Origin of the sequence: Catenulispora sp. GAS73 (assembly GCF_041262085.1) — a bacterium.
Classification (GTDB): domain Bacteria; phylum Actinomycetota; class Actinomycetes; order Streptomycetales; family Catenulisporaceae; genus Catenulispora.
This window is the reverse complement of record NZ_JBGCCM010000019.1, coordinates 55,273-78,568: the sequence shown is the minus strand read 5'-3', so window position 1 is coordinate 78,568 and position 23,296 is coordinate 55,273. Positions and strand designations below refer to the sequence as shown.

The 23,296-nt window shown below is 69.4% G+C and carries 19 protein-coding genes and 1 tRNA gene; 11 read left to right on the top strand and 9 right to left on the bottom strand.

The window, feature by feature from the left end:
- Positions 1-16: 16 nt before the first annotated feature.
- On the bottom strand, positions 17-1,411 hold the full coding sequence (locus ABH935_RS27380; RefSeq protein WP_370380805.1) for a cell wall-binding repeat-containing protein: 1,395 nt from the start codon (positions 1,409-1,411) through the stop codon (positions 17-19).
- 133 nt (positions 1,412-1,544) lie between these two features.
- On the opposite strand from ABH935_RS27380, the gene ABH935_RS27375 reads away from it, so the two are divergent.
- Positions 1,545-2,867 (top strand): MFS transporter, encoded by a 1,323-nt coding sequence (locus tag ABH935_RS27375; protein WP_370380804.1) that lies wholly within the window; start codon positions 1,545-1,547, stop codon positions 2,865-2,867.
- Positions 2,868-2,986: 119 nt separating this feature from the next.
- On the opposite strand, the gene serS is transcribed toward ABH935_RS27375, so the two are convergent.
- Positions 2,987-4,264 (bottom strand): serine--tRNA ligase, encoded by a 1,278-nt coding sequence (serS, locus tag ABH935_RS27370; protein WP_370380803.1) that lies wholly within the window; start codon positions 4,262-4,264, stop codon positions 2,987-2,989.
- A 110-nt stretch (positions 4,265-4,374) separates the two neighbouring features.
- Here serS and ABH935_RS27365 point away from each other — a divergent pair, with 110 nt between their 5' ends.
- Positions 4,375-4,695: a rhodanese-like domain-containing protein gene (locus ABH935_RS27365; RefSeq protein WP_194907660.1), complete on the top strand. Its 321-nt coding sequence runs from the start codon at positions 4,375-4,377 to the stop codon at positions 4,693-4,695.
- Here ABH935_RS27365 and ABH935_RS27360 read toward each other — a convergent pair.
- Positions 4,661-5,362: a glycosyltransferase gene (locus tag ABH935_RS27360; RefSeq protein ID WP_370380802.1), complete on the bottom strand. Its 702-nt coding sequence runs from the start codon at positions 5,360-5,362 to the stop codon at positions 4,661-4,663. The two genes, ABH935_RS27365 and ABH935_RS27360, sit on opposite strands and share 35 nt — an antisense overlap.
- A gap of 30 nt (positions 5,363-5,392) precedes the next feature.
- On the opposite strand from ABH935_RS27360, the gene ABH935_RS27355 reads away from it, so the two are divergent.
- Complete coding sequence (locus ABH935_RS27355) at positions 5,393-5,998, top strand: TetR/AcrR family transcriptional regulator (RefSeq protein WP_370380801.1); 606 nt, start codon at positions 5,393-5,395, stop codon at positions 5,996-5,998.
- A gap of 181 nt (positions 5,999-6,179) precedes the next feature.
- Entirely contained in the window at positions 6,180-7,349 is a 1,170-nt protein-coding gene (locus ABH935_RS27350; RefSeq protein WP_370380800.1) for a hypothetical protein, read from the top strand.
- 80 nt (positions 7,350-7,429) lie between these two features.
- On the opposite strand, the gene ABH935_RS27345 is transcribed toward ABH935_RS27350, so the two are convergent.
- Positions 7,430-8,413: a DUF5926 family protein gene (locus ABH935_RS27345; RefSeq protein ID WP_370380799.1), complete on the bottom strand. Its 984-nt coding sequence runs from the start codon at positions 8,411-8,413 to the stop codon at positions 7,430-7,432.
- A 623-nt stretch (positions 8,414-9,036) separates the two neighbouring features.
- On the opposite strand from ABH935_RS27345, the gene ABH935_RS27340 reads away from it, so the two are divergent.
- Positions 9,037-10,602, top strand: a complete 1,566-nt coding sequence (locus tag ABH935_RS27340; protein WP_370380798.1) for an anthranilate synthase family protein — start codon at positions 9,037-9,039, stop codon at positions 10,600-10,602.
- Positions 10,603-11,114: 512 nt separating this feature from the next.
- On the opposite strand, the gene ABH935_RS27335 is transcribed toward ABH935_RS27340, so the two are convergent.
- Both ABH935_RS27335 and ABH935_RS27330 read right to left on the bottom strand, forming a co-directional pair.
- The gene (locus ABH935_RS27335) at positions 11,115-11,891 is read right to left on the bottom strand and encodes an ATP-binding protein (RefSeq protein ID WP_370380797.1); all 777 of its coding nucleotides are present in this window, start codon (positions 11,889-11,891) and stop codon (positions 11,115-11,117) included.
- A gap of 175 nt (positions 11,892-12,066) precedes the next feature.
- The gene (locus ABH935_RS27330) at positions 12,067-12,978 is read right to left on the bottom strand and encodes a glycerophosphodiester phosphodiesterase (RefSeq protein WP_370380933.1); all 912 of its coding nucleotides are present in this window, start codon (positions 12,976-12,978) and stop codon (positions 12,067-12,069) included.
- A gap of 261 nt (positions 12,979-13,239) precedes the next feature.
- On the opposite strand from ABH935_RS27330, the gene ABH935_RS27325 reads away from it, so the two are divergent.
- The 4 genes from ABH935_RS27325 to ABH935_RS27310 all read left to right on the top strand — a co-directional run bounded on the left by ABH935_RS27325 (position 13,240) and on the right by ABH935_RS27310 (position 14,885).
- Positions 13,240-13,668 (top strand): YbjQ family protein, encoded by a 429-nt coding sequence (locus ABH935_RS27325; protein ID WP_370346284.1) that lies wholly within the window; start codon positions 13,240-13,242, stop codon positions 13,666-13,668.
- 94 nt (positions 13,669-13,762) lie between these two features.
- Positions 13,763-14,074 (top strand): hypothetical protein, encoded by a 312-nt coding sequence (locus ABH935_RS27320; protein ID WP_370380796.1) that lies wholly within the window; start codon positions 13,763-13,765, stop codon positions 14,072-14,074.
- A gap of 16 nt (positions 14,075-14,090) precedes the next feature.
- Positions 14,091-14,738 carry a thymidine kinase gene (locus ABH935_RS27315; RefSeq protein WP_370380795.1) on the top strand — a complete coding sequence of 216 codons (648 nt, stop codon included), beginning with the start codon at positions 14,091-14,093 and terminating at the stop codon, positions 14,736-14,738.
- A gap of 62 nt (positions 14,739-14,800) precedes the next feature.
- A tRNA-Ser gene (locus ABH935_RS27310) sits at positions 14,801-14,885 on the top strand.
- A gap of 463 nt (positions 14,886-15,348) precedes the next feature.
- Here ABH935_RS27310 and ABH935_RS27305 read toward each other — a convergent pair.
- Entirely contained in the window at positions 15,349-16,308 is a 960-nt protein-coding gene (locus ABH935_RS27305) for a hypothetical protein (protein WP_370380794.1), read from the bottom strand.
- Positions 16,309-16,562: 254 nt separating this feature from the next.
- Between ABH935_RS27305 and ABH935_RS27300 the strand changes: the two genes are divergently transcribed.
- Positions 16,563-18,773 (top strand): hypothetical protein, encoded by a 2,211-nt coding sequence (locus ABH935_RS27300; protein ID WP_370380793.1) that lies wholly within the window; start codon positions 16,563-16,565, stop codon positions 18,771-18,773.
- Positions 18,774-18,835: 62 nt separating this feature from the next.
- Here the strand turns inward: ABH935_RS27300 and ABH935_RS27295 are convergent, their stop codons facing one another.
- Positions 18,836-19,645 (bottom strand): serine/threonine protein kinase, encoded by an 810-nt coding sequence (locus tag ABH935_RS27295; protein ID WP_370380792.1) that lies wholly within the window; start codon positions 19,643-19,645, stop codon positions 18,836-18,838.
- A 320-nt stretch (positions 19,646-19,965) separates the two neighbouring features.
- Between ABH935_RS27295 and ABH935_RS27290 the strand changes: the two genes are divergently transcribed.
- Positions 19,966-21,216, top strand: a complete 1,251-nt coding sequence (locus tag ABH935_RS27290; RefSeq protein WP_370380791.1) for a WD40 repeat domain-containing protein — start codon at positions 19,966-19,968, stop codon at positions 21,214-21,216.
- 689 nt (positions 21,217-21,905) lie between these two features.
- Here the strand turns inward: ABH935_RS27290 and ABH935_RS27285 are convergent.
- The gene (locus tag ABH935_RS27285; protein ID WP_370380790.1) at positions 21,906-22,772 is read right to left on the bottom strand and encodes a hypothetical protein; all 867 of its coding nucleotides are present in this window, start codon (positions 22,770-22,772) and stop codon (positions 21,906-21,908) included.
- Positions 22,773-23,296 lie beyond the last annotated feature (524 nt).

Sequence of the window (23,296 nt, the reverse complement as noted above, 5' to 3'; positions counted from 1 at the left end):
CTACCGGCGTACCGCCTCACGGGTTGTACTGCCCCGTGTGCGCGGCATCGGTGATCTGCGTGTACACCTTGTCCGTGATCGCCTTCGGCCCGCCGAACACGTCGACATAAGCCACCCCGGGCTGCTTGCCCATCGCGTCGAAGTACCCGCCGATCGCGTCGGGCAGATTGTTCGGGTCGGTCAGCAGCAGCGGCTGCTGCACGTTCGCCACGTACGCCGCGCCGGTCAGCGCGTCCGCGAACGTCGCGCCGCTGGCCACGCCGACCAGGTAGGTCTGCGGGAACTCGCCGAACACCTTCGCCGAGGTCTCGTACCGGTTCGCGCCGTAAAGCTCGCTGTGGCACTGCCCGCCGGCCAGCGCGCTCAGCGCGTGGACCGCCGCGCCGCCGACGGCCGTGACCGCGGTGCAGTTCGAGGTGCCGAGCTTGCCCTTGACGTACGCCGAGGTACTCGGGTCGAAGAAGTTCGGGCCGTCGGTCAGGATGATCGCGGCCGGCTGCGGCTCCTGGCCGGCGACCGAGGTGGCCCGGGGGCCGGCCGCCAGCGGACCGGCCGACAGCGCGTCCGGGAAGTCCTTGCCGGTGGCCACGACCACGTTCGCCGGGTCGCCGAGGCCGAACTTCGCGACCTGCAGCGCGGTGTCGAAGCGGGTCTGGCCGGCGAAGCGCTGGACCTTGTAGCCCTCGTTGATCAGCTGCTGGTCGACCGACGCCGGGACCGCGGCGTAGCCGCCGAGGATGAACACGGTGCGGCCCTTGGGCACCACGCGGTTGATCTCGTCGTTGGCCGGCCCGTAGAGCCCGGCGTTCGGCGGGGTCAGCAGCAGCGGACCGCGCTTGTAGAACGACAGGGGCCCGCCGGCGAGCGCGTCCGGGAACGTCCCGGAGGTCGCGATGACCGCGGTCTCGGCCTGGCCCCAGCTGCTCTTCGGGTCCACCGCGAGCCACTGCTTCTGCGAGATCTTCACCGCGGTGTCCAGCCGGTCCGCGCCGGCGATCCGGGTGACCTGCGCCTGCCCGGCAGCACCCCCCACCAGCAGGTGGGCGCTTTCCAGAGCCGGGGAGTAGCCCGGCCACTGGAGTGTCAGGGTCACGCGATAGTCGCCGGGGTTCTGGTAGGTGTGCGCGACGTCGACGTCGGTCGACAGCGACGCCTGCTGGCCGTCGCCGAAGTCCAGGACGGCCTTGCAGCCGTTGCCCGGGTCGATGGTGTTGCCGGCGACCCGGATCATGATGTTCGCGGGCGCCACCGCGGCAGGCGGATTGAAGCTGATCAGGGCCTGCTTCTCCAGCCCCGAGGCGCAGGTTCCGGAGTCGGTCGCGGCGTGCGCCGGCGCGACGGCCAGCGCCGAGGCGGCCGCCCCCGAGACCAGTGCGACAGCGGTGAGTAGGCTGGATGTTCTGCGTTTCATTGGCGAGAAGCCCCCTATACCCGTGCGACGGTGACGTCAGGAGCCTCGCGTAGTTCGCGTCCGTCATCAAAGCTCAGACTACGTATAGGCAGTCGATAAAACGCTGTGGGTAAATGTGCCGGGGGGACAGCTTTTGAAGACGATTATCAACCGGGACTTCACGCGGCTCTGGTACGGCCAGGCGGTCTCCAAAGTCGGCGACTACGTCTTCAATACGACACTGGTCCTGTGGATCGCGACGAAACTGGGCTATCACAAGAGCTGGGCCGCCGGCGCGGTGTCCGGCGTGCTGATCGCCGGGCTGATCGCGACGTTCGCCGTCGCGCCGGCCGCCGGGGTCTTCGCAGACCGCTGGAACCGCAAGCGCACGATGCTGCGGATGGACGCGGTCCGGGCCGTCCTGGTCGGCGGGCTCGCCGCCGTGGCGTTCCTGCCGGCCGACAAGCTCCCGGTCGGCGTGTGGCTGGCGCTCATCTACGCCGTCGTCTTCGCCGTCAACGCGGCCGGGACCTTCTTCGGCCCGTCACGCATGGCCGTCGTGCCCGATGTGGTCAACGGCCCCGTGGAGATCGCCAAGGCGTCCGGCATCACGCAGTCCACCGACGCGCTGGCCGGGATGATCGGTCCGCCGCTGGCCGCGCCGCTGTTGTTCGCCGGCGGCGTGCAGTGGGCGATCGTCATCAATGCCCTGTCTTACGTGGTGTCGTTTCTGATGATCCGCACGGTGTCCATCCCGGACAACGCCCCGACCGCCGCCGAGAAGGCCGGATCGCGCTTCTGGTCGGAGTTCGCGGTGGGGATCATGTTCTTCGGCAAGACCAGGGTGCTGGTCGTGGTCATCGTCTCGGCCTGCATCGCGAACTTCGGCGGCCAGGCGATGAACACGCTGGACGTCTTCTTCACCACCCAGAACCTGCACGCGGCGCCCAAGCTCTACGGCCTGCTCGGCATGGCGGCCGGAGCCGGGGCCATCGTCGGCGGACTGCTGTCCACGCGGGTCGTCGCCCGGATCGGGATGACGAAGGCGATCTGGACGACCGTCGGGACCTCGGGCCTGCTGGTCCTGGTCTACGCCCGGCAGACGTCCATCTGGGCCGCGATCCCCGTCATCTTCCTGGGCCTGCTGCCCGTGGCGATGGTCAACGCGGCCATCGAGCCGCTCGTCATCCAGGTGACGCCGCGGGCCATGCTGGGCCGCGTGGTCTCGGTGATCATGCCGGTGATCAGCGTGACGCAGCTCGGCTCGACGGTGCTGATCGGCTGGCTGTTCAGCACCGTCATGCTGCACTTCCACGCCGACGTCGCCGGACTCCACATGGGCCCCATCGACACCATGTTCACGATCACCGGCCTGCTGTTCGTCGCCGCCGCGGTCTACGCCTACCTCATGCTGCCGCGCGACGGCGTGGTGCCCGCGGCGGAACCGCAGGACGAGACCGAGGCCGTGACCGCCTGAGAATCCGTTGCCACTGGCACGGGCACAAAGCGGCTGCCAATCGAATCCAAGTCGATTGGCAGCCGCCGTCGCATTCTGTCAGCCGGAGCCGGGCGAAGCCCGTCCCCGGCCGCTCAACCTCAACCCGCGACCAACTCCAGCGTCTCGCGCCCGCCGAGGTACGGCCGCAGCGCCGCCGGGACCGTCACCGAGCCGTCGGCGTTCTGGTGGTTCTCCAGGATCGCGACGATCATCCGGGTCATGGCGCACAGCGTGCCGTTCAGCGTGGCCAGCGGCCGCACACCGTCGGCGGTGCGCATCCGGATCTGCAGGCGGCGGGCCTGGAACTCGGTGCAGTTCGAGGTCGAGGTGACCTCGCGGTACTTGCCCTGGGTCGGGATCCAGGCCTCGCAGTCGTACTTGCGGGCCGCCGAGCTGCCCAGGTCGCCGGCCGCGACGTCGATCACCCGGAACGGGATCTCCAGCGCGGTGATGAACTCCTTCTCCCAGCCCAGCAGGCGCAGGTGCTCTTCCTCGGCGTCCTCGGGCAGGACGTAGGAGAACATCTCGACCTTCTCGAACTGGTGCACCCGGATGATGCCGCGGGTGTCCTTGCCGTAGCTGCCGGCCTCGCGGCGGTAGCAGGACGAGTAGCCGGCGTAGCGCAGCGGCAGCTTGCCGGCGTCCAGGATCTCGTCCATGTGGTACGCCGCCAGTGGCACCTCCGAGGTACCGACCAGGTACATGTCGTCCTCGGTGAGGTGGTAGACGTTCTCCGCGGCCTGGCCGAGGAAGCCGGTGCCGGCCATCGCCTCCGGCTTCACCAGCGACGGGGTGATCACCGGGGTGAAGCCGTACTTGGTCGCCTGGGCCATCGCCATGTTCAGCAGCGCGATCTCCAGCAGCGCGCCGACGCCGGTCAGGTAGTACTGCCGCGCGCCGCCGACCTTGACGCCGCGCTCCAGGTCGATGGCGCCGAGCAGCTTGCCGAGCTCGACGTGGTCGCGCGGCTCGAAGCCCTCGGCCGCGAAGTCGCGCGGGGTGCCGACGGTCTCGCGCAGGACGAAGTCGTCCTCGCCGCCCTCGGGCACGCCGTCGATGACCACGTTGGACAGCGACAGCTGCAGGCCGCGCAGGACGTCGTCGGCCTCGTGCTGGTCGGCCTCGGCCGCCTTCACGTCGTCGGCGAGCTTCTTGGCCTGCTCCAGGAGCGCGGCCTTCTCCTCTCCCGCGGCCTTGGGGATCTGCTTGCCGAGCAGTTTCTGCTCGTTGCGCAGGGTGTCGAAGCGGGAGACTGCCGCGCGGCGCGCCTCGTCCGCGGACAGCAGCGCGTCGACGAGGGTCGGATCTTCACCTCGGGCGCGCTGCGAGGCGCGGACACGCTCCGGGTCTGTGCGCAGGAGTCGCAGGTCAATCATGGACCAAGGCTAGCCGGTCCGGGTGGCCCCGCCGTAATGCTTTGATGGATGTCCCAAGCCAGAACGAGCAATCCCGAGCCATACCGGCTGCGGACCTAGGAGTAACCATGCTGGCCACGACCGACGTGAACTCGCTGCCCGAGGGCGGCCTGCTGCTCGACGTCCGCGAGGACGACGAGTGGGCGGCCGGACACGCGCCGACCGCGAAGCACATCCCGATGTCGGAGTTCGTGGCGCGTAAGGAGGAACTCGGCGCGCCCGAGGGTCCGGTCTACGTGATCTGCCGCGCCGGCGGCCGTTCGGCCCAGGTGGCGCAGTACCTCACCGAGAACGGCGTGGAGGCGGTCAACGTGACCGGCGGCATGCAGGCCTGGGAGGCCGCCGGCAAGGCGGTGGTCACGGACTCCGGAGCGGCAGGGACCGTGATCTGAGGGCCAGCAGCACGTCGCGGTACTGGCGGGCCCGGTGGATCTGGGACCGCCAGTCCTCGCCGGTGACCCGGTGCCGCAGGTCCGCGGGGACCTCGGCCACCTGGAAACCGGCGCGGAGCAGGTCGATGGTCAGGCCCACCTCGACGCCGAAGCGGGGCGCGTAGCGGACTGCCCCGGCGGCCGCGCGGGTCAGGCAGCGCTGCCCGGACAACGGCGCGGCGGCCTCGAAACCGGTCAGCCTTTTGATTCCCTCGCGCGCCAGGCCGACCACGAGGCCGTGGCCGCCGCCGGGCTGCGGTGGCGGGAGCGCTACCGCCATGTCGCAGGTTCCGGACCGGACGGCTTCGACCAGCGGGCCCGCGTTGGCCGCGGAGTCTTCGAGGTCGGCGTCCAGGAAGAGGACGTAGCGGGCCCGGTCGGGGAGTGCTGCGACGCCGGCGGCCAGAGCCGCGCCCTTGCCGAGGTTGTTGCGGTTCGTCAGCACTCGGGCACCGGCTCTGCGCGCTCGGCGGGTCGTGGCGTCCCGGGAGCCGTCGTCCATGACCAGGACCGTTCCCAGCGTGGCGGCGGCGTGCACCGTGGCGGCGATCCGCTCTTCCTCGTTCCAGGCCGGGATGATGACGAAGACGTCACTCGATGTGACCTCCGTGACAGGTTCCGCCTCCATGCCCCGAGCCTAGAGGTAGCGTGACGGGCAATGGACCGCAGCCGACACAGCGACGACAAGATCCTGGACGCCGCCCAGAGCGCACTGCTGGACCTGGGACTGCGCAACACCACGCTGGCCGAGGTGGCCCGGCGGGCCGGGGCGTCCCGGATGACCTTGTACCGGCGCTATCCGGACATCGACGCGCTGCTGACCGAGGTGCTCGGGCGGCAGCTGATCAGGGTGGTGCGGCGCAACGCCGGCCTGCAGGAGTCGGCCGGCGGCGACCGGAGCGCGCGCGATCTGCTGGTCTCCGGGACGGTCGAGGTGGTGCGGGCCTTCCACGGCGATCTGCTGATGCACAAGATCCTGGAATCCGACGCCGAGTTCCTGCTGCCGTATCTGACCCGCGAATTCGGCCCGCTCCAGCACTACGCGCTGGACCTGCTGTCGGTGCGGCTGGAACAAGGGCACGAGGACGGGTCGATCCGGCCGGGTTCGGTGGCGCTGCAGGCGCGGACGGTACTGCTGACGGCGCAGTCGTTCGTGGTGTCGGCGCGGGCGACCGGACCGGTGCCGGTGGACCGGCTTCTGGAAGAGCTCAGCGAGATGCTGGACGCCTATCTGCGACCCGGTCCCGGCGATTCCGTTGGGTAATAGGCGCAGCGCTCACGGTACCTAGACGCCCGGGCGCTGGCGACGGGGGATGCGCCAGCGGCCGGGCTGGAAGCACAGTACCCACGCCGATGGTTCGACGCAAAACAAGTATGTTCGAGACGCGAATCGGCGAAGGGCGAAATGCCGGATCCGCTGCTGTTCGTGCGATTTCATGTCCGGCATGGCACTTTCACGCACGGCCGCGCCGCGCGCCCTGGCCCTCGTCTCGGCCGCCGCCGCGGGCGGGACCGCGCTGATCGGCGCGGGTCTGGCGGCTCACGCGGCAGCCGCTCAGAGCGTCCCGAGGACCGTCTCCGTCGCGGGCGCCGCCGCTGCTGGCACACATGCGGCGGCTAGCACGTTGATCACGGTGACCGTGGACAGCGTCCCGGCGTTGTCGGTCAACGCGTTCCAGGGCACGTACGCGACCAGCACGGTGGCGCAGAACGGCGGCGACGACTCCGCCGACGGCACGCAGGACCCCACAGGCGTGCTCGACCGGATCACGCTGGACCAGCCGGCACAGTCCAAGACACACTCCGACCCGGCGAAGAACTGGGCCGACGCGCAGCCTGCCGTGGAGTACACGCTGCATGGGAAGAAGCTCTATGCGATCTCCTCGGTGGACGCGCATGCAGAGTGCGTGCCGTCTTCATCGCAAGGGGCGAACACTTATGTACACACGTCTCCGGACTCGGTGACGGTGCTCGGGACGAAGGTCGGGACCGGGAAGACCACGGTGCCGGTGACCGGGGCTCAGCTCGGGGTCACGAGTGTGGATCACGGAAGCCTTGAGGTTACCTACTCCACTACCGCTATGCAGGGGCAACAGACGGATGCGACCTCTGCGCACGCGCACATGGACCTGAGTATCAGCGGGGTCTTCTACGACAGCGCAGGCAAGCAGCTCTATAGCGGACCTCTGCAGAAGCTTCGCCTCGGCGATGTGCAGGTGGCGTGTCAGAGCTCGGGGACGGTGACGACGCCGACGCCGACCCCGACGCTCACCACAGGAGCGTCCACGCCGGGGAGCCCTCCTGCGAATGTGGGCGTTCCACAGACGCCGGGGCCCGCGGCCCCCTCGACGATGCGGGACGCCCGGAACCCGGCGGCCTATGTCGCGCCGTCGCACTCGTCACCGCATGGCAAGCATGCGAAGGGCAACGGCAAGGGCGAACCCGGTCCTGCCGCTCCGGAGAACGGCCCTGCGCTTCCCGCTGCGAACGTCGCCAAGGCGACGGCTTCGGACGGCGGTGACGGGTCGCTCTGGTGGGCGGCGCTGTCCGTGCTCGGACTCGGTGGCGGGACGGGGTTGTACGTCGCGACGCGGCGGCGCGGACGGCATCAGTAGCGCGTAGCGCATTTGGCAACGCAGAAGCGCGGGAGTCCTGAGGACTCCCGCGCTTCTGCGCGCTATAGCGTTTGCCGCCCTTAGCGCAGCGTCACCTGGCGGCTCACCAGACCGGCCCGCGCGCGACGCTCCTCGTTCGTCAGCGGGCTGTCGTCGGCGAGCGCCTTGGCCAGCCGCTCGGCGAACTCGGCGGCCGGCGTCTCGATCTCCGCGGCCTCCATCTCCTTGGGGAGGTCCCACACCGGGACGACCAGGCCGCAGGCCCGGAAGGCGCCGACGTAGCGGGTGTTCTCGCCGAGGTTGGACTGCTTGGCCGCGTGCAGGCGGGCCAGCGCGTCCATCAGCTTCTCCTCCTCGTACGGCATGACCCAGCGGAGGTGGCCCTTCTCGCGGATGCGCGTCCAGTACGCCGAGGGGACGGACTCCAGCTTCTTGGTCGGGTACGCGGCGGCGTTGGCGTGCTCCAGCGAGAGCTGCGCCTCGGCCGACACCTCCGCGCCGTCGATGATCCAGAAGGAGAAGTCGTCGTGGACGGTGATGTCCAGGCCGTCCCCGCTGGTGTCCAGCAGGTCCTTCAGGCGCGGCCCCTCGGCCGCCGGCGCCGCGGAGTCCACGACGGTGCCCGGCTCGCTGTCCAGGGCGCGCAGCAGCGCGTCGGCCAGGTCGCGGTCCGGGTCGCCGGAGGTGGCCAGCGTCTGGAGCGCCAGCATGATCTCGCCGGTGTCCCGGTGCACCGCCGGGGCGGCCATCGGCAGCACGGTGGCGAGGGTGACGGTGCGGTCGGCGTGCTCACCGGCCAGCTTCAGCGGCGCGGTGGCGGCCGGGACCAGCTCGCGCATGGCCACGATGTCGGTCTCGCCGGACAGGCCCTCGAACGGCCGCTTGTTGACCGTCGCCTCGCCGGCCTGCTGGTGCGCGGCGGCGGCCGCCTCCCGGCCGTGGCAGGCCTTGTACCGGCGGCCGGATCCGCAGGGGCACGCCTCGCGGGCGCCGACGACGGGGATGTCGCCGTCCACGACCTTGGCCGGCCCGGCTTTCACGGTCCTGCTCGACTTCTTGCCCATGCGTGCCGGCCCTTCCTTGCTGGGGTGTTTGCTTCCGGGTCAGCCTAGTAGGCCCGGAGGGTGAGACGAGCCCACACGGCGAGTGACACCCTGCTACTGTCTGGTCATGCGCTCTTTCCCACAACAGTGGTGGTGGTCCGTCTCAGGCGGACCCCGGTAAAGCGCATCCACGCTCCCCAACCGGCCGCCTCACGAGGCGGCCGGTTTCGGTTTCTCTGAGAACTTCCTGGAGAACCCCGGTGGGCCTCACAGAGCGGCCTCTCCAGAGAGGCACCGCAATGGCTCACCAGGAATCCCCAGGCTCTTTCCCGGACTCCCTTCCAGACTTCCCCCACCGTCTTCCGGACGGGCCGTTCGCGCTGATTCGGCGCGGCGCAGAGGTTGAGGTAGAGCTCCTCACCGGGCGCGTCTTTGAGCAGTTCCCGGCTTTGGCGGATCTCCCTACAGAAGACGCTGGCGCGCTTCTCGCACTCGTCCCCTATAGGCAGCTCATGGAGCGCGGGGACGAGTGTCATGACGATCATGCGCCGTTGCTCGCCATGCGGATCACTGGACGTCAGCGATGCGCGGTCTCGCAGTTGCCGCCGGCGACGGCGCCGGTACTGCGTGACGGAGCTTTCGATGTGGATGACGAGGCGTATGGCGCGTCGGTGAAGCGGGTGCTGGACGAGGAGATCGGTGCGGGCGAGGGGTCGAACTTCGTCCTGCGGCGGACGTTCGTCGGGCACTGCGACTCCGCTCGGGAGACCGCGTATGGAGCGTTCTGCGCCTTGCTGGAGCGGGAGCGGAACGCATACTGGACGTTCCTCATCGACACCGGCGAGGGGCTGATGGTCGGCGCGACGCCGGAACGGCACGTGTCGCTCGCCGACGGCGTCGCGGTGATGAACCCCATCAGCGGAACCCTGCGCGAGGCCCCTGCGACGGCTTCGCGGGAGCGCGTGGTGGCGTTCCTGGGGGACGCCAAGGAGCGCGACGAACTGGCGATGGTCGTGGACGAAGAGCTGAAGATGCTCGCCGAGGTGGGGAACATCGGCGGCCGGGTGCGCGGGCCGTTCCTGAAGGAGATGGCGAACCTCGCGCACACGGAGTACTACATCGAGGCGCGCACGACGATGGACCCGCGCCTGATCCTGCGGACCACGATGTTCGCGCCCACCGCCACCGGCTCCCCCATCCGCAACGCGTTCCGCGTGATCAAGCGGCACGAGCGCGGCGGCCGCGGATACTACGCGGGGGTCGCGGCGCTGATCGAGCGCGACGCGGCGGGGGCGGCGTCGATGGACGCGCCGCTGCTGCTGCGGGTGGCGTATGTGGGGAACGACGGGACGGTGCGGGTGCCGGTCGGGGCGACGTTGGTGCGGGGGTCGGATCCGTATGAGGAGGTGCGGGAGACGTATGCGAAGGCCGCGGGGGTGCTGCGGGCTTTCGGGGTGAGCTTCGGGGCGCAGCTCGGCTTGGGCCAGGCCGCGCCGGCCGGGGGCGACGCGCGTGATGCGGCGGCGGGGGCACGGACGGAGCCGTGGTCCGCGGACCCTGAGATCGCGGCGCTCCTGGCGTCACGAAATGAGCACCTGTCGGCGTTCTGGCTGAACGAGCACGAGCCCGCGGACCTCGTCGACCCGGTGCTGGCCGGTCGCAAGGTACTGATCGTCGACAACGAGGACGCGTTCACGTCGATGCTGGCCGTGCAACTGCGAGCGCTCGGCCTGCAGACCACCCGCGTCGCCCACGACGAGGTCCCGGACCACAACGGCTACGACCTGATCCTCCTAGGGCCGGGCCCCGGCGACCCTCGCGACGCGACCTCACCGCGCATGACCAGCGTCCGCAACCTGGCCAAACTCCTCATCGACCACCGCACCCCCACCCTCGGCCTGTGCCTGGGCCACGAGGCACTCGCCGCCGCCCTCGGCCTGGAACTGGTCCGCCTCCCGACCCCGATGCAGGGCACGCAGGTCGAACTGGACCTCTTCGGCAGCACGGAGCGCGTCGCCTTCTACAACTCCTACGCGGCCCGCATGCCGGAGTTCCTGGTCCTGGAGACAGTGGCCCTGCCCGGCACGAACCTGACGGCGGCACTGCGCGGCCCCTCGTTCACCGGCCTCCAGTTCCACCCCGAATCAGTCCTGACGACGGACGGCCTCGGCATCCTCAGCCGCGAGATCCGGCGGCTGCTCGACCGTTGAAGGACGCCGGCGCGGACGAACGGCAAGGACGGCGCGGTCGGTCGGGGGGCCGGCCGCGCTGCCAGCGCTGATCACGACACCGCAGGACTGCAGCGCCGCCTGCCAAGCGAGTCAGCCCTCGCCCACACTGCGGCACCACCGAAACCCGCGCCGACCCGGCTCGCCGCTACCAGCCCGCACCGTCACCGAGGCGAGTCAGCCCTCGCCCACACTGCGGCACCACCGAAGCCCGCGCCGGCCCAGCTCGCCGCCGCCGGCCACCATCAGCCCGCGCCTGGTCACCAATCCCGTCCGCACCGCGCCGCCGCAGCCCGGGCGAGTCAGCCCTCGCCCCATAGCCGCCGCAGCCCAGCTCGCCGCAACCAGTCGTAGCCAGCCACTACCAGCCCGCGCCACCAAGCCTGCCTGCACCGCACCGCACCGCCGCCGAGGCGAGTCAGCCCTCGCCCCGCGCCGGCGCGCCGCGTCCGGTCTCGCTCACATCTCCAGCCTCGCCCGGCTCCTCGCGCCCCTCAGGCCGCCGCCGTGCACCCCACCCGCGCCTCGGGGTACCGGGGCACCCACGCCGTATCCGAGCCCACCGTGTCCCCGTCCGGTCCGCCGCGGGCCTCGCCGAGGCGGGAGCCGCCCAGGCGGGTGGCTCGGCCCCGGTTGCGGCCGGCGCCGGGCAGGTGCGTGGTCAGGGCCACGCGCATGCGGCGCCACCAGCGGCGGTCGTGGTCTTCGGGGGGTGGGGGTGCGGCGTGGCGGGCGTGGAGGCGGACCGCTGCCCAGACTGTCTTGGGGGCGCTGGGGTCCGTCGGGTCGAGCGGGGCTGCCGGGCCCGCTCCCGTTCGGTCCATTCCTGCCGCGTCGCGCAGGTACGGGGTGCTCGCCTCCGTCTCGGGCGCGTACCACGGTTCCACGCCCCAGGCGTCCGCCAGGAGCCCCACAATGCCGAGTCCGCGGCCGTCCACCGCGGACTCGTCTACGTCGTCCAGGTCTGCCGCCACCAGATCGAGGCCCTCCAGCCCCGGTTCCGGGGGTGGCGCGTGTCCCGGCTGCTGGCGGCCGCCGTCCGTCACGGCGATGCGCAGGACCTTGTCGTCCGCCATCCACCAGGCCACCCGGATGGTGCCGCCGGCCAGCGGCAGGGCGTGCCGCAGGGCGTTGCTCACCAGTTCCGAGAGGATCAGGACCGCGTCGTCCGCGGCCGGGGGTGCCACGCGCATCCGCTGGAGTGCGTCGGCCAGCGCGTGGCGGGCCGTACCGACGCTTTCGGGTGTGTACGGGAACTCGATCCCGCCCATGCCGCCCGCGGGTCTGGGCGCCGGGGCGCGTGTGACCGTTTGAGACGGACGTATTGATACCGATTCCCGGGGACTCTCCGGTTGCACCGACATGACGACCCCCACGGCTCCCTCCCTGCCGACGAGGAGCTACTCGCGGTAGATGCCCGGTTCGTCCTTGCGGAAAACGACAAAGTCAGGGTGAATCAGGGTTCAGCTCGATGACGCCATGGCGCGCCGTGGCCGGCGGCGCCGCGCCGTCGCGGCCCAGCCTGGCCAGGACCGCCTTGGGGCGGTTGGAGATGATCGCGTCCACTCCGAGTTCTACACACAGGTCGATGTCCGAGGGCTGATCCACAGTCCAGACGTGAACGCGATTTCCCATGGAATGCACGCGTTCCACGTATTCGGGATGGATTCGCAGAATGTGGATTCCCGGCCCCGCGATGCGCACTCCGCGCGGCAATGACCCGTCACGCAACCTCAACGGAACCCGGTCCAGAAGCAGCACCGTGTCCAACGACGGCGCCAGCCGCCGGATCCGGCGCACCGACATCGCCGAGAACGACATCACCCGCACCGGCGACCGCTCCCCCAGCCGGGGGTGCGCCAGCCCGAACCGGTCCAGCAGCGCCACCAGGTGCTCCTCGACCAGGCCGGCGTAGCGGGTCGGGTGCTTGGTCTCGATCGCCATCTCCACCCGGTTCGGGTGCCCCGTCACCAGCTCCAGCAGCCGCTCCAGGGTCAGCACCCGGTGCGCGCCCTCCCGCCGCAGGTCCGGGTACTCGGCGAACTCCTCGTCGGAGGCCGGCTGCTTCCAGGAGCCGAAGTCCAGCTGCCGCAGCTGGGCCAGCTCCAGCGTGGACACCACGCCGCGGCCGTCGGAGGTGCGGTTCACCCGGCGGTCGTGCACGCAGACCAGCTGCATGTCCGCGGTGAGGCGCACGTCACACTCCACGCCGTCCGCACCCTGCAGCAGCGCGGCCTCGTACGCGGCCAGCGTGTGCTCCGGCACGTCCTCGGAGGCGCCGCGGTGGGCGATGACGGGGATCTCCGCGGCGGGGCGGCGGGGGAGCGCGGGCCCCGAGGCGCCGGCCCGGAGCGCGATGTGGGGCCGGGCCGCCGACACCGGCTCGGAGCGGCGCCGTTCGGTCGGACGGGGCTCTGGGCGGCGCAAAGATTGCACGTCTGGAATCTTTCCAGATGACCCCCGCAACCGCGCACCCGAGCCGATCGGAAAAGGCAGGTGTTCAAATCGCTTTCACCGCGCCTTCAAACGACGGACATACTGGCTCACCAGACAGGGGGTCCCTTGTCGTATCGTCGTAGCGACGGACCATCCACCGATCGCCCATCACCAGGGGGACATATGAGCCAGCAGCCGTACGGACAGCCCGGTTACCAGCAGGGACCGCCGCCGCAGCAGCAACAGCAGTACGCGCCGCCGCCGCAGCAGCAGGGGTTCCAGCAGAACTTCCTGTGCGTGACCACGAACGACATACCGGGCTACCGCATCGACGCCGTCTACGGCGAGGTCTTCGGCCTCACCGTGCGCAGCCGCAACGCCTTCAGCCAGATGGGCGCGGGCCTGAAGTCGATGTTCGGCGGCGAGCTCAAGGGCATGACCAAGGCCCTGATGGACAGCCGCAACGACGTCATGCAGCGGATGATCCAGGAGGCGATGAACCGCGGCGCGAACGCCATCGTCGGCATGCGCTTCGACACCTCGGAGATGGGCGACGTCTGGACCGAGATCTGCGCCTACGGCACCGCGGTGACCATCAGCCGCCAGGCCTGATCGGCCCCGGCGTCCCGCGGGCGCGGTCCCCGCTGCCGGGGCCCGCGCCCGACGCGTTTGCCCCAGCCCGTGCGGCGGTGGATATCGTGAGGCGATGATCCGACGCTCGCTCACCGCGCTGGCCGCAGCAGCGGCCGCCGAGCTGTGCTGCGTCGCGGGCAGCTTCCTGCACGCGATACGCCTGGTCGGGCACGTCGAGGGCGTCTCGCTGCTGACCGTCCTGAGCTCGCGCCGGAACATGGCGCTCACCGCCTGGCGGGCCGCACTGACCGACGGCGACCGGCTGCTGTTCGCGGCCGTGGCGGTACTGGCCGCGGCCCTGGTCCTCGCCGGGCCCCATCTGAAGCCGACATTCGGGCGGATCCGCACGCGAATCGCCGGTGTTCGCAGGCAGCCCCGTGTATAGGAGATAATCTGCGACCATGGCCGAGCTCGTCTTCTTCACCGGAACCATGGACAGCGGCAAGTCGACCCTCGCCTTGCAACTCGACCACAACCACAACGCCCGGGGCCGGGCCGGGCTCATCTTCACCCGGGACGACCGCGCCGGGAGCGCCACCATCTCCAGCCGGCTGGGTCTGAAGGCCGCGGCGGTGGAGGTCGAGAACGGCACCGACCTGCTCAACCACGTGGTGCAGATGATGTCCTCCGGCGGCAAGGTGGACTACGTGGTCGCCGACGAGGCGCAGTTCTACACCGAGGACCACATCGAACAGCTGGCGCGCATGGTCGACGAGCTGAGCATCGACGTCTACGCCTTCGGCATCACCACCGACTTCCGCACCCGGCTGTTCCCGGGCAGCAAGCGCCTGATCGAGCTGGCCGACCGCATCGAGGTACTGCAGGTGCAGACCCTGTGCTGGTGCGGCGCCCGCGCCACCCACAACGCCCGCACCGTCGGCGGCGAGATGGTCGTCGAGGGCGAGCAGGTGGTGGTCGGCGACACCGCCGTCGAGGACGAGATCGGCTACGAGGTCCTGTGCCGCCGGCACCACCGCCGCCGGCTGACCGCCTCCCGCTCCGGGGCGGCCGCGCTGAGCCCGGACACGCTGCCGTTCGGCGCCGCCTGAGGCCCACGAGCCCCTCGTGGGTTGTGAGAGACTTTCTGTTCACGAGCGCCAGGGGTGCTCCAGGAGGATTTGCCTAGTGGCCTAAGGCGTTGGTCTTGAAAACCAAAGTGGCGAGAGTCACCGTGGGTTCGAATCCCACATCCTCCGCTGTCAGCATGTTTTTGACCTGCCCTCTTACCCTTGGTAAGGGCAGGCTTTGCAGCACGGATCGACTCAGTGGGCGAGCGGCAAGCGCAATGGGGCCGACTCCCATATCCCGCGGCCCCGTGACGGCAGCCAGCATGGTTTGCTCGGCTCCGTAACGCGCTGGGAGTCAGCTTCCAGCTAGAACAATCGGAAGGCCGCGGCAGTTCCGAGTTGCTCGTCCGAAACCGGCCTGGAGCGATCGGGCCGTCCTGGCTGCGCCGGCTGGTATTCCAGCTGACGTTCGTTGCTGGTGTGACGGTAGGGCTGGCGAGACGTGAGGGCCACCGCTGTCCATCGTGGGTTTGTGAAGTCAACGAAGAATGCTGCGGTGGCCAGCGATCTCAGCCCTCATTCGGGCGGTCACGTGACTGGCACACCTCCGCGATGAGTGGCGCGCGAGGATCGCAGGCGCGGCGCGCCGTCATCAGGACGTGACCGGCGCCAGGTAGTCGGCCAGGCGGCGCGCCAGCCACCCCGGTTCGCGGTCCTCGACCACGATCTGGAGCAGGACACGCGGATCGGCGAACTCGACGTCCGGGAACCGGTAGAGCACGGGCGAACCCACGTAGGGATTGCCGACCTTCGCGAAGTAGTCGTCGAAGTCGGCATACTCCGGCGGGACGGGGTAGTAGCGCCAGACCACGCCTCCCGGGTCGGCTCGCCGCACGGTCTCGCCGAGAACCCACGAGGCGGTGGCGACGAAAACCTCGTTCTCGGGTGCCGCGGACTGCTCGACGGTGGCGAAGCGGTCCAGGAACAGCCGTTCCAGGCCGTCGATCGTTGCCAGGGTGAACTGCCATTCCCCTGTGCCGCCGCACTCGGCGGCCCAGCGCGGGAAGTCTGCTTCGCGGCCCGCCAACCAGCCGGTCAGCCAGGGATCCGGTGGCGGAAGCTCTGCCAGGCCGACCGGGTCGACGCCGGAGCTGTGCTCCTTCGTCGGGGTCCAGCCCGGATGCGAGTCCTGATATTCGGCGACGGCCGTCCGCAGGCGGTCGTGAACCTTGCGGAATTCGGTTCGCGTCCCGGTGAGGCGGGCGTCCACCATCACCTGAAGCGGGGACAGCGGCGGCAGTCCGAGTGCGTCGTCGAGCAGGATGACCGGCCCCTTGAACGGCGGATTCTCCGGGTCGTCGTCCCACGTCCACCGGCCGCCGCCGACCCGCATCAGCGCTTCGCCGAGATACGCCATGGCCGACTCGACCAGACCGGTGTCGCCGGCCGCCTGATTCGGCGCTGTGAGCACCGCCTCCAACGCGTCCAACGATGACACCGAGAAGTCGCGGGCGAAGTCCTGCGGCACGAAAAAGGCCAGCCGGTCCAGCACCGGACTGAGCATCTCCAACCAGTCGGCCAGCCGTTCGCCCGGCTGCCTGCCACTCACCATCGGCCCCACCTCCCACCTTCCGTGGCGCGCACCTTCCCTCAGCGGTCTCCATGCCATCACCGATGACCGCACTCCGACACCTGTAAGCCTCCAGGATGCCTCCGACCTGCACTTTCCCGGGCGCCCTGGAGGCTTACAGGTACCGGGCGGATCAGAGCCCTGTTTGCCTGACGGGCAAGACGGTCAGCCGATGAGGACCGGGTCAGCCGATGGCCCCGGGCCGGCGGCCGAGACTCTGTTCGGGGAGGCACATCGTGAAACGCAGGCCACACCAGGGGGTTCCGCGCAAACCCCGCTCCGCCGCCATCGCTCTCGTCATCGCGATGCTGGCGGCTCTCGTCTTCGGGATCGCCCCGCAGGGCTATGCCGTAGACAAGTTCAACTGCGGTCAGAAGTACGGCATACCGCAGGCGGCTCCCCGGGAACAGCTTCCAGGGGTCGGGACGCCCGGCAAAATCCCCACTCACGCCACAGGCAAGTACTCCTACGAGAATCCCGGCGAACCACTCAGAGGACTGAAGGCGCCGACGCCGGCACAGCTCCAGAAGTACGGGACGAACACCAAGAAGGTGACAGTCGGCACCGCCGCCCACGCCTACACGGCCCGGAAGCGCTACCTCACCGACAAGCAGGCCGAGGGCAAGACGCCGCAGCCGTGGGACAAGTGGCTCAAGAGCTACGTGCCCAACCAGGGCAACAAGAACAAGGGCGAGGCCTACGAGGAGTGGGCGTCCAAGACGATGGGTCTGGGCGGTCCGGACTGGGAGTGCCAGGACACTGAGAACACCTCGACGGGCAACCGGGTCTTCGACGCGATCAACCGCAGCATGAACGTCATCTACGAGTTCAAGTCGGGCACTGGTATCGACGACGCACAGCTGGAGAAGGACAAGGAGTTCCTCGCCAAGAACCCCAAGTACAAGATCCAGTATGTCTTCGGTCGGCCGCCGAGCAAGGCCGCCATCCGGAAGCTGGCCGCCGCCGGGCTCAATCCGCCGGTCACTCTCAGGGCCAACCCGGTGGTGACCAACGCCTACCAGCCTGGCAAGGCCACGGCCGCGTCCAGCCTCATGGAGCCCGGCGGCTCGCAGAACCCTGCCGGCGGAGCGCTCACCGACATGGTGGACGCCTCCGGCACCGACCAGGCCGACGCCAACGCCACCTCCGACGCGTTCCAGGCCGAGGCCCAGGACTCCGGCGCGCCGGATCAGGCCCCCGCCGACCCGGGCGGTATCGATTTCTCCACGATGCAGCTGCGCTACGTCTCCGACGCGACCGGCGGGATCGACTACGCCTTCCAGGCCAACGACAACACCACCGGCCAGCCGTCCTTCGGCGGCATGCAGGACGCGCAGCTGGCCTCGGACTCCATGTTCACCTGGCTGGCGCTGTCGCCGCAGACCTTCTGGGTCAACCTCAACCCCGACCAACCGGACCGCATCGTCGACCCGCACCTGGCCAAGACCGACGCCGGCCGCGTCCTGCTGACCTCCGATCTGGCGCTCAAGCACCTCGTGTCGTCCCTGGAGGTGCCCGGCCCGAACAACCCGATCGGCACACAGCTCATGCAGCAGATGCACGGCTCGGCCACCGAGCCGCCGTGCACCGGCACATATCGCGTCTGGATCGAGCCGGACACCGCGACCGTCCGCGAATCGGGCGACCAGCTCTACATCCTCGACGCGCCGCTGAAGGTCGAGCTGCAGCGCCTGGTGATCAAGACCCCGCCGGCGACCGGCAAGCAGTGCACGCTCCCGCAGAGCACGCAGGACTACAACCTCGGAGTCACCGAGAAGCTGCTGGTGCCCAAGGCCCAGCAGCTGGTGAACACCGACCCGGGCTTCGCCGACCTGCGCCGCGTCTACTACAGCCGGGTGGCCGCGGAGTGGATCCGCGAGCGCGACGCCGCGCATCCCGGCGCGTTCCACACCATCATCGACAGCGGCGACGTGAGCCGGTGGCCGGCCCGCACGGCTTGGAACCCGGCGAAGGTCTACGCCGACTACCTCAAGTCCTACAAGGACGGGGACGCGACCTTCTCGATCGACTACCCGATCAACGGCGTCCCGGAGAAGGTGCAGTACGCGGTGGGCGGAGTGGACTTCACCAAGTCACCACACACGCTGATGTCAGCCAAGACGTTCCAGAGCACGTACAAGAACCTGCCGGGGACAGTCTCCGACGCCCGGTTCGCACCGGTGGCGTACAACGACACCGACCTCACCTTCCTGGGTGGCGGCGTGGGCAAGTCGTCAGACACCGCCCAGCCACCGGCATCGGACGCCCAGACGGGCTCCGACACCGTGCTCTCGGCACCGGCGCAGCACAACGACGACACCGGGAAGCTCGCGCACACCGGAGCCACCATCATTTCCTACGCAGTCAGTGCCACCGTGCTCGTCGTCCTGGGCGGGACTCTCATGACCTTCCGTCGTCGGCTGGGGGCGACCACGCGGCGGAAGTGACGGCCGCTGGAAACGGCGGCTGTTCGCAGGACCCCCGGTCGTCGCACGCGGCCGGGGGCCGATCACCGACGCCGACGCGGCGAGATCGTCTCGATCATCTGCGGATGTGCCACGTCCCCCGGGCCCGCCGCCGACGAGCGGGGCGTCCGTGACGGCAGCAGGCTCAGATGCTCCTCGCGAACCAGGTTGAACCGCAGTGCCGTGGACACGATGGCGGCGCGCTGCCAGTCCGCCTTCTCTTCCTTTTCCCCGCCTTCTGCGGCGACATCTCGGACCCGCAGCTTAGAGCGCGCGAGGTAGTCGATATGGAAATTGACCGCGGACCGCGTCAGCTCGCGGCAGGACTGCAGGCCCCTCAACCGCTCGACGATCTGTGGGACGCTGGGCAACACCACCGATGCCCCGTCACGCAGCCGCAGCTCACACAACGCGACCAGCACCAGGAAGTACTTGGAGCTCTCGTTCAGCACGAACGCGGGCTGCGTCGTCGAAGCACTGTGGGGCACGGTCTTGGTGACGTAGACGTGTTCGGGAGCGAACACGTTCACCGACATCTGGCCGTCCCTACCGGGCACCACAAGTCTGGAGATCTCGAACGGCACCGGCATGTCGAGCCGCCCCGGCGCCACTTTCACGAACTCGCCTCCGCCCTCGGGGTTCTCCACGATGTACGTGGCCTGCGAGCTCAGGTTGGAGATCGTCCAGTAGTCGTCCACAGCACGGATGCGCCCGGCCAGCCGGGACACGGCCGGATCATCGAACGCCACGTGTACCGACCCGCCCTGACCTCCGCCCCCGCGCCCGAAGGTCACCGCCTGACCCGGCGCCAGTTCCACCAGTCGATCAGGAAGCTGGATGATCACACTGGTCACGGGCCCCCACCTGCTCGGATCGTACGGGTCGGTCGAACTGCACGACACAGGGTATTGATTTGTGCGCAATCACGCCATGACCGCCGGTACTCGCCCGAACGCGCCATCGCCTCGCGATCGACGCCGATCCGCAATCCGGCTGAAGGCTTCATGCTGCTCAGGTCGGGGTCGACCTCGCCGGCGAAGGTCGACTGGTTCGGGTCGGCTTTTCGGGCTGAGGACCGCAGGCCCGGTCGGTTCGGGGGCTGCTTTGGTGACGGCGTCGGGCGACGGTCGCTAGTCTGGGTGCTTATGAACACTGCCGTACACAAGGGGGCGCAGTGATCGATCCCGAACCGGAAGCGACCGAGTCGCGGGGCGTCCGACGCAGGACGGTGCTGACCGGAGTGTTGGGCGCGCTGGGGGCGGGCGGCGCGGTCACGGCGGTGCTGGCTGCCGACGGTTCATCGAAGGGCGACGCGAAGAACGCGTCGGCGTCGCCCGTTCCCGCCTCGACGATGCCACCGCCGCCGGTCCTGCCCGACTCCGCGCGGCTCGCGAAGTACGCCGGCTACCCCGCTCAAGTGGTGTTCCATCCGGACGGCAAGTCGGTGGCGGCCGCCCGGTGGGTCTGGACCGGGCCCGACAGGCTGGAAACCGCGGACACCATCGATCTCGTGGAAGCGGCCACCGGTCGAGTCATCCGGAGCTTTTCCTCACCGGAATGCGGAAGGACCCTGCTCGCCTTCAGCGCCGACGGCCGGAGCCTGGTGACCGGCGGCGATTCCACGAGTCTGTGGGACGTGGACACCGGGCGTCTGAAACGGACCTATGCCGAAGACCGCTACGGTGATGCCAATGCCCTGGCCCTTACCCCCGACGGCAAGACACTGGCCGTCGGCGGCTTGCGCGCCGGCAGCGATGGATACGTCGAGTTCTACGATGTGGATTCAGGAAAGCTCATCGGAAAGCCGAAACTGATCGCCGGATCCCCGATCGGCCTGTTGTCGTTGAGCCCGGACGGGACCACCGTCGCCGCCAGTGGCGGCACGTCCGCGCAGCTGGTGACGGTGCCGACGGCCACCATCACCGCGCGGCTCGATGGCGGCAGCGGTTTCGCGATATTCAGTCCGGACGGCAGGAGCTTGTACTGCGACGGCACTCCTGGATTCGCCCCAGACGACAGGCCTGTGTTCATATACGGCGACGCCGGTACGCCTGAGACGACCCACGAGATCCCGATGTTCCAACGGAACGCGGTCGGCGGCTCCGCCACCCGGATTCCCCTGCAACCCCTGCTGGAGGAGTTCGATGCCTTCGCGGTCAGCCCGGACGGCCGCACACTGGCCTTCGGCGGAAAGATCACAGGGAAGTCCATCGGAGCGGTCTGGCTCGTGGACGCCACCAGCAAGCAAACCACCGGACTCATTTCACTGGGCTCGTACTTGGGAGCGGCAGGCCCGGCCAACATCCGGATCGGTGGCGCCGGACTGGCCTTCAGCCCGGATGGCAAGATGCTGGCGATCACGACCACCACGCCCGGCTCGATCGGCAAGCCGACCTATACGCTCCAGATGTGGCAGGTGCGATAGCCACACCTGGTGTCCTGCTTCGTGAATTCGATCGAAGCCAATGGCCCCGTCATCCACGCTGGAGCCGATTTGCATCACCGCCAACACTCGGCTGGCGGTCTGAAGGTGGCGACGTATCTCCAAACCGGGTCACCAGGTCGTCGCGGCCACCCCGGCCGGTCCGGCGCCGAGGGCGCGCAGTTCGCGACCTGGTCGAGCATGGCGTGGGCCTCCCCAACGTGGTCGCCGCAGGGTGCCAGAGCCGGTCAGGTCGGCGACAACCCGCACTGGGTTCTGCTTGGGCCAGAAGTTGCTCGGCGGCGCGTATCCGGGCGGTGCTGGCTTCGCCGGCGAGCTTGCTGGCGCGTTCCTCAAGGCCTTGGTCGCTCAAGACCGTCAGTGGCGGTGGCTCCGGCAGCAGCTAGGAACAGGCCGCCGGATGCGGCCTGGATACCGTGCCCGGCGAGATGCACGATCAGGGGCTCCCTCGGGCCGGCAACCTGCCGTAGATCCCGCCAGCGGCCCAGGAACGCATCCCGGTCGCACTCAAGCAGAGCATCACCAATGACCACTCCGGCTCGGTGGGGAAACTCCCGACCCCCGCCACTAGCGCCCGAACCACCATCCCCCCTTCCGGTCCCGCCTCGCGGCACCACAGCCGCACCCCCGTGGCGTCAAGCGCGCCGCGAAATGGGGCGGGCCCGGCCCTGTCAGGAAATGTAGGGGGCGATGGCGGCCGCCGTGAGCCCGTTGGCCAGATAGCCGCCCAGCCCGTGAAACCCCAGCCCGGTATCGCAGCTCTCGTCGACATCCACCGGGAACACCTTCCCCAGCCCAGGCGGCACCGCGACCAAGTCGCCGACATCGGCGATATTCACCCACCGCCCCACGCCGGCCGGCCGGGCACCCCGCTCGGCGCGCAGGCCCGGGTCCAGCCGACGCGCCAGCGAGGGTACCCGGAGCGGCGACCCCAGGGTCACCAGCAAATCCACCGTCAGATCCGGGAAGGCATGCAGAGTCTCATAGGTGACATACGAGCCCAGCGAGTGTGCGACCACAACCTTCGGCTGCTCGCGCCGGATCGTCTCGGCCACCCGCTCCCGCACCAGGCGTCGCCGGTCCGGCCACGTGGTGTAGGCCTCCACCTCCCGAAGATTCGCCACCACGGTGCGCTCAAGCCGCCCGATCGTCTGCTCCCGCATCGTCCCGGGTATGCCGCCGCGAGCATCGATCAGCCAGCCCAGCAACTGCCTGAGCGGCGCCAGACCGACATTTTGCGGATCCGCAGGCAGCATCGCGCCAGCCGCTGCCAGCCACTCGGCCGCCAGGACTCGCTCAGCACGGGAAAGAACATCGAACCGGTTGTCATCATCCGCGGCCTGTGCCTGATCCTGCACCTGACGGCGCAGCAAATCCGCGTAATAGGCCACCGCCAGCTCCGGCGCCGCCGCCGACAGCTTTCCGAATCCAGAGGCCAGCCTCGGCCGCCATTCCGCCGCTTTACGTTTCGCCGCCTGCTCCGGCGTGGCCCCTCGCACATGATTGAAGACCCCGTGAACCACTACCAGCGGCGTCACTCGCCCACCCCTTACGCGAAGGGCTCTTGTGGCCCACATCCCGCCCGCAGCGAGCGTATCTCTTGCGCCCCCAGCCGTCGCGTTGCTCAAACAGAACGAGAGTCCCGGGCCGATTCGTCCGATCTACAGTTGGGTCATGGCCCAAGTCGCGACGAACGTCTCCGAGCCGAGGAAGCGAAGCCGGAGACCCCCCACCGCAGGGCTCCGCCACGCCCGGAAGATCTACCGGGAGCTCAGGGACGCGGCGTCGTCGCCCGGCGGGTGGGCGAAACTGGTGACGTCACCACCAGCAAGGTGCCATCCGTGCTGCATTTTGCAGCACCCCTGGTCGCGAGGCGGCGCCGAACGGCATCCAGGCGCCGCGAAACGACACGCTTCATCGAAGTCAAGGCACTGGCCAGGCAAAACCCAGGCAGAATCTTGAGTCCTGGCTTCGCAGTACAGACCGGCTCAGCGGTCGGGGCGGAAGCCCAGTGGGACCGGATCCCGGGACCCCGCCGGCGGCACCGCGCACTGCACCCCCG

Bases quoted from the DNA above. Each gene is read 5' to 3' on its own strand.
- ABH935_RS27380 (WP_370380805.1), bottom strand. From the start codon at position 1,411: ATGAAACGCAGAACATCCAGCCTACTCACCGCTGTCGCACTGGTCTCG.
- serS (WP_370380803.1), bottom strand. From the start codon at position 4,264: ATGATTGACCTGCGACTCCTGCGCACAGACCCGGAGCGTGTCCGCGCC.
- ABH935_RS27360 (WP_370380802.1), bottom strand. From the start codon at position 5,362: ATGGAGGCGGAACCTGTCACGGAGGTCACATCGAGTGACGTCTTCGTC.
- ABH935_RS27355 (WP_370380801.1), top strand. From the start codon at position 5,393: ATGGACCGCAGCCGACACAGCGACGACAAGATCCTGGACGCCGCCCAG.
- ABH935_RS27350 (WP_370380800.1), top strand. From the start codon at position 6,180: ATGGCACTTTCACGCACGGCCGCGCCGCGCGCCCTGGCCCTCGTCTCG.
- ABH935_RS27345 (WP_370380799.1), bottom strand. From the start codon at position 8,413: ATGGGCAAGAAGTCGAGCAGGACCGTGAAAGCCGGGCCGGCCAAGGTC.
- ABH935_RS27335 (WP_370380797.1), bottom strand. From the start codon at position 11,891: ATGGGCGGGATCGAGTTCCCGTACACACCCGAAAGCGTCGGTACGGCC.
- ABH935_RS27325 (WP_370346284.1), top strand. From the start codon at position 13,240: ATGAGCCAGCAGCCGTACGGACAGCCCGGTTACCAGCAGGGACCGCCG.
- ABH935_RS27320 (WP_370380796.1), top strand. From the start codon at position 13,763: ATGATCCGACGCTCGCTCACCGCGCTGGCCGCAGCAGCGGCCGCCGAG.
- ABH935_RS27315 (WP_370380795.1), top strand. From the start codon at position 14,091: ATGGCCGAGCTCGTCTTCTTCACCGGAACCATGGACAGCGGCAAGTCG.
- ABH935_RS27305 (WP_370380794.1), bottom strand. From the start codon at position 16,308: ATGGTGAGTGGCAGGCAGCCGGGCGAACGGCTGGCCGACTGGTTGGAG.